The 5,462-nt window shown below is 74.5% G+C and carries 5 protein-coding genes; 2 read left to right on the top strand and 3 right to left on the bottom strand.

Annotated elements, in window-relative coordinates; all coding sequences use genetic code 11:
- A partial coding sequence (locus tag ACFUEL_RS34200; RefSeq protein WP_380241225.1) for an HdeD family acid-resistance protein occupies positions 1-586 on the bottom strand: 586 nt, incomplete at its 3' end.
- Positions 587-761: 175 nt separating this feature from the next.
- On the opposite strand from ACFUEL_RS34200, the gene ACFUEL_RS34195 reads away from it, so the two are divergent.
- Positions 762-2,612, top strand: coding sequence for an NAD-binding protein (locus ACFUEL_RS34195; RefSeq protein WP_380241223.1), 1,851 nt, complete (start codon positions 762-764; stop codon positions 2,610-2,612).
- 131 nt (positions 2,613-2,743) lie between these two features.
- The gene (locus ACFUEL_RS34190; protein WP_380241221.1) at positions 2,744-3,766 is read left to right on the top strand and encodes a VanZ family protein; all 1,023 of its coding nucleotides are present in this window, start codon (positions 2,744-2,746) and stop codon (positions 3,764-3,766) included.
- 234 nt (positions 3,767-4,000) lie between these two features.
- Here the strand turns inward: ACFUEL_RS34190 and ACFUEL_RS34185 are convergent, their stop codons facing one another.
- The gene (locus tag ACFUEL_RS34185) at positions 4,001-4,777 is read right to left on the bottom strand and encodes an enoyl-CoA hydratase (protein ID WP_380241220.1); all 777 of its coding nucleotides are present in this window, start codon (positions 4,775-4,777) and stop codon (positions 4,001-4,003) included.
- Positions 4,778-4,874: 97 nt separating this feature from the next.
- Positions 4,875-5,462, bottom strand: a 588-nt coding sequence (locus ACFUEL_RS34180; protein WP_380241218.1) for an enoyl-CoA hydratase/isomerase family protein, incomplete at its 5' end; no start/stop codon positions are given.

Raw genomic sequence — 5,462 nt, 5'->3', positions numbered from 1 at the left:
GGTACTGCGCGGCGCCGCTGCGGATCCGCAGCGCCGCGACGACCTCGGTGATGCCGATCAGCACCAGGCCGCAGGCCGCCAGCACCGCCAGCGCGGTGATCGAGTGGGCCGGCCAGACCATCAGCACGACGCCCGCCAGCACGCCCAGGCCGCCGACGAAACCCTGCCAGCCGCGGGCCGGCATCATCGGGTCCGAGGCCACCGCGGCCAGCTGCGTGATGCCGCGGAACAGCCAGCCGATGCCGATCCACAGCGCCAGCAGCAGCACCGACTGGGCCGCCGAGCGGAAGCACAGCAGGCCCAGCAGCACGCAGATCGCCCCGCTGACGAACGCCAGCACCCGCAGCGCCGTCGACGCGTGCGTGCCGAACGCCCCGACCAGCTGCACCACGCCGATCACCAGCAGGTACAGGCCGAACAGCACGCCGACCACCCACAGCGTCTGCTTCGGCCACACCAGCACGACGATGCCGAGCGCCAGCGAGACCAGCCCGCCCGCCAGCACCGCCTGCCAGGCCAACCGGGCCAGCTGCTGGAACGGCCCGGGGAGGTCGTCACGGGAATCGATCCGGTACGGGGCACTCATGGTTCCTCCGAGGAGCTGGACGGAACGGACACGACACCCCCAGCCTCGGCGCCCCGCCACCCCCGGGGCGCGGCGGGATCCGCCGGACGGACGAACCGCACCGCCCCGTTCGCACCCGGATCCGCTACCGTCCGTTCACCCGTCCGCCCTGACGGGCCGTCTACCATCTGACGGTATGACGGACCAGGGGCGGGGGAGCCCGGAGGGCGGGACGGCGCCGGACGGGGCACAGGCGGACACCGGGGCGGCCGGCGGGGCGGAGGCGGACGCCGGGGCGGAGGCGGTCGGCGGGCACTACATCGTGTGCGGCGGCAACTCGCTCGCGTACCGGCTGATCCTGGAGCTCACCGAGCAGTACGAGGTCCCGGTGGTCGCCGTGGTCCCCGACCGGTCCCGCGAGCACGGGCCGGCCATCGCCCGGATACCCGGCGTCCGGGCCGTGCTGGAGCACGCCACCGTCACCGGCGAGGCGCTCGGCGCGGCCGACGTCGAGCACGCCCGCGGCATCGCGCTGATGGACGGCACCGACCAGGAGAACATCCACGCCGCGCTGGCCGCCGAGAACCGCAACCCCGGCGTCCGGATCGTGCTGCGGATCTTCAACCAGCGCCTCGGCGAGCACCTGGAGAAGCTGCTCCCCAACTGCGCCGCGCTCTCCGCCTCCGCCACCGCCGCCCCCGCCTTCGCCAACGGCGCCCTCAGCCGCCCGCACATCGTCGAGGTCGGCGGCCGGCACCTGTACGTGGCCTACGACGGCGACATCCGGCCCGACCAGATCTGCCTGGTCGCCGACCGGATCGACCGCCAGGACCTCGGCCGGCTGCGGCTGCTCCCCGGGACGGGCGGCCGCGCCGCCGACTTCATCCGGATCGCCGAGTTCCTCGGCGGCGGCGAGGGGATCGTCCCGCGCGGCCGCCCGCTCCCGGCGCCCGCCGCCGAACCCGGCGGGCTGGCCGCACTGCAGGCCCTCGACGTCGAACCGCCGCTGCGCCAGCCGTGGCGCAAGCGGCTCAAGTGGTGGCTGCTGGACGGGCTCAAGCACTTCACCAACACCCGGCTGCGGATGATCCTGATCACCGCGTTCGGGGCGATCCTGCTCGGCGGCCTGGTGCTGGCCCGGCACAGCACCCACCCCGGCGGCTTCGGCTGGACGGTGTACTTCACGCTGCTCGACGCGGCCGGCGCCGTCCAGCCCGACGTGCCGGGGCAGCAGGTGCTCGGCGACGCCTGGGCCCGCGCCGCCCAGGTGCTGATCACCTTCTGCGGGATCACCTTCGTCCCGGTCGCCACCGCGATCGTGGTCGAGGCGCTGGCCAGCGGCCGCCGCGGCGTCCCGCGCCCGCCCGGCGCCCGCACCCGGGACCACGTGATCGTGGTCGGCCTCGGCAACGTCGGCACCCGGGTCGCCGCCCTGGTGCACGCCACCGGGCTGCCGGTGGTCTGCCTGGAGCGCGACCCGCAGGCCCGCGGCATCGCCGCCGCCCGCGCCCTCGGCATCCCCGTCCTGATCGGCGAGGGCCCGCTGGAGGCCCAGCTCAAGCAGGCCCGGGTCAAGCACGCCCGCGCCGTGGTCGCCGTCACCTCCGACGACGCCGCCAACCTGGAAGCCGCCCTGGAGGCCCGCGCCGTCCGCCCCGAAGTCCGGATCGTGGTGCGGCTGTTCGACGACGACTTCGCCCACCACGTGTACGCCACCCTCGGCAACGTGGCCTCCCGCTCGGTCTCCTACCTGGCCGCCCCCGCCTTCGCCGCCGCCCTGATGGGCCGCGAGGTGCTCGGCACCCTCTCGGTCTTCCGGCACGTGCTGCTGATCGCCGAACTCACCGTCGAGGAGGGCTCCGGGCTGGACGGCCGCAATACCGGAGACCTGGAGGGGCCGGGCGGCGTCCGGGTGCTCGCCGTCCGGCTGCACCGCCGCCCGCAGGACCACCAGTGGAACTTCGCCGACCGCTCCCGGCCGCTGGCCCCCGGCGACCGGATCGTGGTCGCCGCCACCCGGGCCGGACTTGCGCGGGTCATCCAATGACGGCATGATCCGGCGGAACGGATCGTTCGCCGGCGGACCACCTGTTGATGCTTCGTCAATTGACTTGGAGCACTGGTGAGTTCGCCGGACGTCCGGACGGTTTTCGATGGAACTCCCCGGACGGAGCGACGATGATCCATGCCATCCTGTTCGCGAACCAGGGCATGGCCCCGACCTTCGCCGTCCTCGCCCTGCTGCTCGGCTCCGCCGCCCGGTGGCTCGCCCGCCGGTACGGGACGCCGCAGCCGTCCACCGTGCTGCTCGGCGTCGCGCTGGCCGCCGAACTCACCGCCACCTTCTACCCGACCGGGCAGGGCGGCAGCACCCACCCGGTGTGCGGGATCAGCTCCGACCTGTCGTTCGTGCTCGGCACCGAACAGGGACGGATGAACGTCCTGATGTTCGTCCCGATCGGCCTGTTCGCGGTGCTGGCCCTCGGGCGGCCGCTGCTGGCCGCGGTCGGGGCGGTCGGGCTGAGCGCGCTCACCGAGACCGGGCAGGGGCTGCTCACCTCGGTCGGCCGGGCCTGCGACTCCAGCGACTTCGCGGCCAACTCGCTCGGCGGCCTGGCCGGCGTGCTGCTCGGCTGCGCGGTGCGGCTGGCCATGCGCCGCCGGATCCGGCCCGGCCGGCCGGAGTGGAAGCTCGGCGGGACGCTGGCGGCCGGCATCGCCGCGCCGGTGCTGCTGCTCCAGTGGCTGGTGTTCTCCCCGGCCCCGCTCACCGGCGCCGTCGAGGCGACCGCCGCCCAGCGCGAACTCGCCCAGCGGGACACCGAGTTGCTGTTCGGTCCGGGCGCCGTGGCGACCAAGGTGCAGCGCTCCGTCAGCGAGGGGTACCCCGACCACCTCATGGTGATGGCCGAGCACGCCGGCTTCACCCTGGAGTGGCCCTCCGGCCGGCTGATCGACCTGATCGCCTTCAGCCCGAGCGGCTCCCAGGAAGCCGTGACGATCAGCGAGCAGGACGCCAGGGCGGCCGCCGACCGCTTCCTGCGGCAGCCGCCGGTCGGCCGCACCCCGACCGCCGAGCCGCGGTTCACGCCGCACGGCGGCCAGGGCGGCAGCCAGCGGTTCGAGTACGGCACCGGCGCCGACCTGGTGATCGTGGACGTCGGCGACGGCGGCAGGGTGGTCTGGTACGGCAGCAAGTGACCGGCCGGGCCGTCGGTGCCCCGGGCCGGGGTCCGACCTGACCCGCTGCGCCGACGCTCGGAGAGAGCGCCCGTACCGCCCCAGCAGCCCACCGACCGACTGGCCGCCGTCCGGCAACCCGCCGACACCGGAGACCTCCAGGCCCTCGGCCGCCACCTCCACCGGGAGAACGGCGCCCACCGCGGCGACCGGACGCCGTCGGGCTGGACCGGCCGGGGCGGGGCGTGAGGGGGCTCAGCCGTTGGTGAAGGCGGCCGGGCGCTTCTCGGCGAAGGCCGCCATGCCCTCCTTCTGGTCGGCGGTGGCGAACGCGGCGTGGAACAGCCGGCGTTCGAACCGGACGCCCTCGGCGAGGGTGGTCTCGAAGGCCCGGTTGACCGACTCCTTCATCATCACGGCGGCGGGCAGCGACATCGCGGCGACGGCCTCGGCGACGGCGAGGGCCTCCGGCAGGAGCTGCTCGGCGGGGACGACGCGGGAGACCAGGCCGGAGCGCTCGGCCTCCTCGGCGCCCATCATCCGGCCGGTCAGGCACAGGTCCATGGCCTTGGCCTTGCCGACGGCGCGGGTCAGGCGCTGGGAGCCGCCGATGCCGGGGATGACGCCGAGCTTGATCTCCGGCTGGCCGAACTTCGCGGTGTCGGCGGCGATCAGGATGTCGCAGAGCATCGCCAACTCGCAGCCGCCGCCCAGCGCGTAGCCCGCGACCGCGGCGACGACCGGCTTGCGCAGCCGGCCCAGCTCGTCCCAGGGGCCGAGCCAGTCGTCGAGGTAGACGGCGGGGAAGCGGTTGTCCTGCATCTCCTTGATGTCGGCGCCGGCCGCGAACGCCTTCGCCGAGCCGGTGACCACCAGCGCGCCGATCTCCTGGTCCCGGTCGAACTCCTTGGCGGCCGCCACCACTTCGGTCATCAGCCGGGTGTTGAGCGCGTTGAGCGCCTCGGGCCGGTTGAGGGTGATGATGCCGACCCGGCCCTTGCGGTCCACCAGGATCGTCTCGTACTCGGTCATCGTCGCTTCTTCCTCTCCACGCTGAGCGGAACCTCTGCCGCTGGATACGATCTCCGAACGCCGCCCCGGATGCCAGTCTCGACAGGCGAGACGATGGTCACCCCGCGAGCCCCAGGTCGCCGTCGGCGGGGACGGTGAAGAAGCGGGCGACGTCGGCGGCGGTGACCTGCTCCAGGGCGGCGGGGTGCCAGCGCGGGGTGCGGTCCTTGTCGACGACCTGGGCGCGGATGCCCTCGACCAGGTCGTGGTGGGCCAGCGCGGCGCAGGAGATCCGGTACTCCTGGTCGAGGACGGCGGCCAGCGAGGGCAGCCCGCGGGCCCGGCGCAGCGCGGCGAGGGTCACCTTGAGCATGGTGGGCGACTTGCCGAGCAGCTGTTCGGCGGCGTCCTTCGCGGCGGGCAGGCCGGTGGCGCGCAGCCGCTCCAGGATCTCCTCGACGCTGTCGGCGGCGTAGCAGTGGTCGATCCACTCGCGCTGGGCGGCGAGTTCCGAGGCCGGGGCGGGGGCGGCCAGCGCGGCGACGGCGGCAGCCGGGTCCTCGCCCGCGGTGAGCCGGGCGGTCAGCTCGGGCAGCGCGGCGGAGGGCAGGTAGTGGTCGGCGAACCCGCAGTGCAGGGCGTCGCCGGCGGTCATGGTGGCGGCGGTGAGGCCGACGTGGGTGCCGAGTTCGCCGGGGGCGCGGGG

Source organism: Kitasatospora sp. NPDC057198, assembly GCF_042670125.1.
In the GTDB taxonomy this organism is placed as follows: domain Bacteria; phylum Actinomycetota; class Actinomycetes; order Streptomycetales; family Streptomycetaceae; genus Kitasatospora.
Note: the sequence above shows the minus strand (reverse complement) of the source record. Positions and strands in the feature narration are given on the sequence as shown.

What these genes read in the sequence shown, in the direction of transcription:
- ACFUEL_RS34195 (WP_380241223.1), top strand. Translation starts at nt 762, where the DNA reads ATGACGGACCAGGGGCGGGGGAGCCCGGAGGGCGGGACGGCGCCGGAC.
- ACFUEL_RS34190 (WP_380241221.1), top strand. Translation starts at nt 2,744, where the DNA reads ATGATCCATGCCATCCTGTTCGCGAACCAGGGCATGGCCCCGACCTTC.
- ACFUEL_RS34185 (WP_380241220.1), bottom strand. Translation starts at nt 4,777, where the DNA reads ATGACCGAGTACGAGACGATCCTGGTGGACCGCAAGGGCCGGGTCGGC.